This is a genomic window from Vibrio plantisponsor (assembly GCF_013041605.1).
Taxonomy (GTDB): Bacteria; Pseudomonadota; Gammaproteobacteria; order Enterobacterales; family Vibrionaceae; genus Vibrio; species Vibrio plantisponsor.
On the sequence record NZ_JABEQC010000028.1, the window covers coordinates 1 to 5,278 of the forward strand.

A 5,278-nucleotide genomic window follows, 5' to 3' on the forward strand; every position below is an offset into this window, starting at 1 on the left:
CGGCTTATACATAAGTTCATGAAGTAAAAGTATTACATCTGATTTCATCTTGTTTCGCTTTAACACAAATTTGATAGGGCTTAGCTACAGCAGTTCACATTAACTTGTAAACAATGTATTAAAAAAGTATCCACCAGCATAGCCGGTGGTTTTTCATATGCGCCTATAAGGCTTTCTTACCAGCAGCGCCCTAACAGGCGCATCGTGATGACGATTACTTACCGCCCCTAAACGGGCTTACTGTATATGGGATAGACAGTTGCTCTCCCATTTTATCCTGCTCCAACTGGTGCTTTATGTAATTTTGTATCTTGGTCGTATTCTTACCAACCGTGTCTACATAATACCCTCTGCACCAAAACTCTCGATTCCGATATTTAAACTTTAAATCCCCGAATCGTTCATAAAGCATGAGGCTACTTTTACCTTTCAAATACCCCATAAAAGACGAAACACTCATTTTCGGCGGTATCTCTAAAAGCATATGAATATGGTCTGAACAACACTCCGCTTCAAGAATATTCACATTTTTCCATTCACAGAGTTTCCTCAATATTTCGCCTATTAATCTACGTTTTTCTCCAAAGAACACTTGCCGTCTATATTTCGGTGCGAAGACTACATGGTATTTACAGTTCCAGCGCGTGTGTACTAAGCTCTTTTCGTCCCCGATTGGGCTCCCCAGTCTAGCAGGGGTTTTCTCTATACAAAAAAAGGTCGCTCCCCCGAGCGACCTTGGCAATAAGCCAGCAGAAGTTGTTTGCAGCGGTGTTTATTTTACAACTCGTTTCTTAGCTCTATCCCAGCGAGAATCAAGTTTTTCTAACGCTTCGGCAAAGTCTTTCGATGTAATTACATCTTGGATATAGCCACCTGAGTAGAAATCGATTTTCGAACGGTTAGTTACTTCAATGAACGTTGAAGAGTTAACAGGAGTCTGAATAACATTTGGTTCATAGCTCATGAATTCGTCTAACTGTTGTAACGAAGGTTTTTTAGATTTTAGAGTTGGGATGAAACCTGCAATTTCCTCGAAATCCGATGCTTCAATAATGAACTTCAAATACGCTTTTGCTGTTTCTTTGTTCTTTGAATGCTTGCTTACCGCATAACCCCAGTCGTGGTTCATTTGTGCATTAAGTTCGCCCTTATCATTTGAAGGCATTGGCATGAAGCCTACATTACTTGGTTCTGCACCACGTTCAATAACTTGAGGAATAACCCAGTTACCTAGGTAATACATACCTGCATCGCCTTTGGCAATCGCATTCTTCGAATCTTCCCAAGAGTTAGTCATCAAATCTTTCTCGGTAAAGCCATCATCAATTAGCTTCTTGAGTACACTAAGAGACTTGTTATATGACGTATCGCCAGAGAAAGGCTTATCTTGAGTTAGCATTTTTTCATAAACATCATTACTTCCTTCAACTACAAGTGGAAATTTATCCCACTGTTGAAGAGGCCACTGGGCACCGAAGTTGATGTAAAGTGGAATTTGCCCGTTTGCTTTGATCTTCGCTGCAGCATCAAAGAAGCCAGATAGTGTTTTGATCGGCACTTCAACACCAGCTTTCTTCAAAACTTCTTTGTTGTATACAAGTCCCTCAACCGAGTTACCCATTGAAATACCATACGCATTTCCTGAATCAGCCCATGCGTCGTAAAAATAGACATCTTCCGGACCATATAAGTCATTCAGCGGTTCGTAAAAGTTGCCATATTGTTCAGAAGGTACAGATGGAAGGATTAAAACTAAGTCGCCATAGTCGCCAGTATTCATACGTGGACGCAGACCACCTTGGTAATCCGCAAAGCCAACTACTTTTACTTCCGTTACTTGAGGATAAATTTCCTTAAACTCCTTTTCGTAACGTTTATATACACCAGCTTCCACTAAATCGGTGCGGTTGGTGTAAAAAGTAATCTCCCCTTTTACCAGAGATTTATTTATTCCGTCAGTAACACCTGCACTTGCTGTGCTACTGATGCCGAAAGCAAGAGCGCTTGCGACGATTGTTTTTGTAATTGTAGGTACAGTTAGTTTCATTCTCTATCTCCATGCACATCTTTGGCTAGATGCTTGATTGCTCTTCTTGAACAAAATAATAACGTTACGATTAATTTAATCCACATAGAATACACCGATACGTGAGCATCATCACCAGAACTTTTTCAAAAAAACACGACAAAATCATTTAAATTATTAATTATCAATACTTTAAACAAATAAACTCAAAACCTAAAATATAATGCACAAAGTCACATTTTCCTGATTATGGTGAACTAAAACACACAATCGAAACGTTACCATTTATTCTACAGCGTGATTCTGTCCAAAATATAAGCCGCATAACTAAATAACAATTAAGGACGAAAGATGAAGAACATCTACTATCCATTGCCACTGTTCACCTTGCTAGCCGCATGTAGTAGTGGCGTAAACACGAATATGGCTGACAACAACTTTCCTTTAGATTCTATGGAGAGTTTTGTTATTCAGTCAGGTGATCAACTGCTACTCAACAATAAGCCATTTAGATTTGCTGGTACGAACAACTATTACATGCATTATCGCTCACATGAGATGATCGATGCTGTATTAGATGATGCCAAAGAAATGGGGCTTAATACGATTCGAGTATGGGGATTTATGGAGGGTGTTAGTCATGAACATACTATGCAGGCTGAACCTGGAGTTTATACCCCACCACCAGGAGTTAAGAGTGCACTAGAAAAACTCGACTATACCGTAGCTCAAGCCAAACAACGTGGGATTCGTGTAGTCATTGCTCTGACTAATAACTGGGGCGATTTTGGTGGCATGCAACAATACGTAGATTGGTTTAATGGCGCACATCATGATGACTTTTATAAGCAAGCTGAGATAGTTAACGCTTACAAAAACTATGTGAAACATATTATTGAGCATAAAAACCGCTATACAGGCATAGCCAATAAAGACGAACCAGCAATCATGACTTGGGAACTTGCAAATGAACCAAGGGCGCAGTCAGACAAAAGTGGAGAGCTACTATATAACTGGGCAAAAGACACTAGTAATTACATTCGAGAATTAGCTCCCAACCAGCTTATAGCCCTTGGCTCTGAAGGTTTCTTCAAAAGAAATAATAATGAAGATTGGACATACAATGGCGGTGAAGGTGTAGATTGGGACAGAATCATTACCCTTCCAAACATCAACTACGGTACTTTCCACTTATACCCTGAACATTGGGGCAAACACAACGCTGAAGAATGGGGAACACAATGGATCAAAGATCATGCTTCAGCCGCTAAGAAGGCGAACAAACCAGCAGTACTTGAAGAATACGGTATTGGTAAAGACGAACCGCAAAATCGCGATTTCATCTACCATAAGTGGACTCAAACAGCTTATGAAAATGGCTTAGCCGGAAGCATGTTCTGGATCTTAACCAGTTCCGATCCAGACCAACCAAATAAACTATACCCTGACTATGATGGCTTTAGAATTCTAAATGACGATAGTCGAACAACAAGTATTCTTGTCAATCACTCGAAGCAGATGCGAGGGTTAACATATAGCCAAGAAGATACCGTTTATTTGGCATATCCAGTTGATGGAATGAAGGTCTCTGAGCAAAGCTTCACTGTTCGTAGCTATCCTATGCCTAAGCCTGGCAACAAGACGCAACAAGTTCAGCTCCGTATTCCAGAGAAGAACATCTCTTTAGATATGACTGATACTGACGGAGATGGATACTACGAAGCCAAACTTAATTCTAGTGATATTGGCTATGGTTCTCGAACACTCATAACAGTCGCTACATTCGAGCAAGGAGAGCGACAAACAGACAAAATCAAAGTAGAAATTGACCGCCCAATCAAAGGATATGAGGTTGGCACCAAATATGACTTTGAAGATGGTACAACACAAGGTTGGCAGAAAGAAGGTACATGGCAAGCAAGTTGGAAGTCACCAGCAGTCGAACCAACGAATGACCTTGGCTCACCGATGTTAAAACTAAACCTCGTTTGGTCAGGAAAGAATGATTGGGAAGAGCTTAAAGTTCGCAATCTTGCAGTTGAAGGGTTCGCCCAACATACAAAAATGCGCTACACATTATACGTACCAGCCAATTCAGAAGATAAAGGTGGCGTACGTCCATATGCAGCATTAGGTGATGGTTGGGTAAAACTCGATGCAGATAAACATAGAAAACAAGTCAAAGATCTAGAGAAAGTTACTCTTAACGGACAAACCTACTATAAACAAGTTGTAGAAATTGACTTGGGAGATGTATCGAAAAAATTACCGGACATGTTCTTATGTATAGTTGGTGATAAATATCCATTAGATGGTTCAGTATACATCGACGATATTGAGTTCTTAAAACCCGTCTATTAAGCGGTTCTTAACATAGAATTAAACGCCAGTTACAAACTGGCGTTTAACTTCTAGAGCAACGCTCATTGCAAGCTATGTGAGAACACACATTTAAGACGTTTCTGCTAACTAGCGATTGGCACACTTATGCCCCATTCCTTCTCAGTCTAGGATTCAGGACACGTTTCTTTTGCCATAAATTGCCTTATTTTTCGTAATAGCAGACTACGTATTAAGTTTTTCTAAGCCGTTTATATGGGCAATGTTTATATGTTGTTGTTTTTATTTTTTTATTGTAAAAAACAATGTGATATAAACATTGCCCAATATTATCATTCAACGCTTCTAGCCTGAATTTAGTTAAAAGACACTGTTATTGTTCACAAGGTAGTCCTATGAAAAAGTGGATACTTTCAAGCGCAATACTGGGTATCGAGGGGGGCCATGACTCCACAAAAACTTCGCACAACAGCACCTGCTTTTATTGTTAAAAGCAGCCAAACATCAGAACAAATAGCCATGTGTATTTCTGAACAATGGAAGAACGCAACCGTCATTGGTTCGAGTCCCATCGTCAGCAATAAGAAACCTCAAACAGGTTATACAGTACAGTTATTCATTGGTGGAAACCTATCTCATATGGCTGATGTCGCAAGCAGCATCGGTGAAAACGAACAAAGTATGACCACTGTGTTTTCAAATGTATTTGCTATAGGAGAAACACCTTCACTTAAGGCTGCATTGAATTGTCAAAACTAAAGGATGGCTCACACTAGCCATCCTCGAAGTCTGTGAACTTGCTCTTCCGCTTGAACTGGAGTGGTGATCAAGAGAGACCATTTGTAGTGGCATAGTGAATTTGGCCACCTGATTAGAGGTGTTAAGATACACTTCATAGAATGACAGGTGAAA

General features: G+C 40.0%; 4 protein-coding genes. 2 read left to right on the forward strand and 2 right to left on the reverse strand.

Annotated elements, in window-relative coordinates:
- Window positions 1–214: 214 nt before the first annotated feature.
- Window positions 215–673 (reverse strand): IS200/IS605 family transposase, encoded by a 459-nt coding sequence (tnpA, locus tag HKI82_RS20250; protein ID WP_171139011.1) that lies wholly within the window; start codon window positions 671–673, stop codon window positions 215–217.
- Between the two features lie 99 nt (window positions 674–772).
- Window positions 773–2,047: an ABC transporter substrate-binding protein gene (locus HKI82_RS20255; protein WP_171139008.1), complete on the reverse strand. Its 1,275-nt coding sequence runs from the start codon at window positions 2,045–2,047 to the stop codon at window positions 773–775.
- A 330-nt stretch (window positions 2,048–2,377) separates the two neighbouring features.
- Here HKI82_RS20255 and HKI82_RS20260 point away from each other — a divergent pair, with 330 nt between their 5' ends.
- Both HKI82_RS20260 and HKI82_RS20265 read left to right on the forward strand, forming a co-directional pair.
- Entirely contained in the window at window positions 2,378–4,387 is a 2,010-nt protein-coding gene (locus tag HKI82_RS20260; RefSeq protein ID WP_171139009.1) for a cellulase family glycosylhydrolase, read from the forward strand.
- A gap of 423 nt (window positions 4,388–4,810) precedes the next feature.
- Window positions 4,811–5,125 carry a hypothetical protein gene (locus HKI82_RS20265; RefSeq protein ID WP_171139010.1) on the forward strand — a complete coding sequence of 105 codons (315 nt, stop codon included), beginning with the start codon at window positions 4,811–4,813 and terminating at the stop codon, window positions 5,123–5,125.
- The last annotated feature ends 153 nt before the right edge of the window (window positions 5,126–5,278 follow it).

Coding starts and splice junctions, on each gene's coding strand:
- HKI82_RS20255 (WP_171139008.1), bottom strand. CDS start 2,047: ATGAAACTAACTGTACCTACAATTACAAAAACAATCGTCGCAAGCGCT.
- HKI82_RS20260 (WP_171139009.1), top strand. CDS start 2,378: ATGAAGAACATCTACTATCCATTGCCACTGTTCACCTTGCTAGCCGCA.
- HKI82_RS20265 (WP_171139010.1), top strand. CDS start 4,811: ATGACTCCACAAAAACTTCGCACAACAGCACCTGCTTTTATTGTTAAA.